Below are 416 nucleotides of genomic sequence, written 5' to 3' on the forward strand. Positions count from 1 at the left end.
TGGTACGGCACCGAGTAGAAGTGGCCATCGACCTCGACGTGGTAGTCGATGTGGACTCGCACCTTTTTCCATTCGGCGTAGACGTATGGATGTTCCGGCAGTGCTTGCAGTGCCGGTTGGTCAAGGGTCTCGAAGGCTGACCGGCGTGAGCCGGGCAGCTTTTTGAAGGGCTTTTGGTTGAGGCGATCCAGCAGCAGACCGATGGCTGCGTTGAGTTCGCCCAGTGAGAAGAACTGGCGGTTGCGCAGCACCGCCAGGATCCAGCGCTCGACCACTTGAACACCCACTTCGACCTTGGCTTTGTCCTTGGGTTTTCGTGAGCGAGCCGGTAATACGGCGACGCCGTAATGCTCGGCCAGATCGCGGTAACTGGGGTTGATATCGGGCTCGTAACGGTGAGCCTTGGTGACGCCGCT

At 59.4% G+C, this 416-nt stretch carries 1 protein-coding gene; it reads right to left on the reverse strand.

Features of this window, described 5'->3' with window-relative positions:
* Window positions 1-416, reverse strand: a 416-nt coding sequence (locus tag ALO43_RS09240; RefSeq protein ID WP_162235580.1) for a transposase family protein, incomplete at both ends; no start/stop codon positions are given.

The organism is Pseudomonas tremae, from assembly GCF_001401155.1.
In the GTDB taxonomy this organism is placed as follows: domain Bacteria; phylum Pseudomonadota; class Gammaproteobacteria; order Pseudomonadales; family Pseudomonadaceae; genus Aquipseudomonas; species Aquipseudomonas tremae.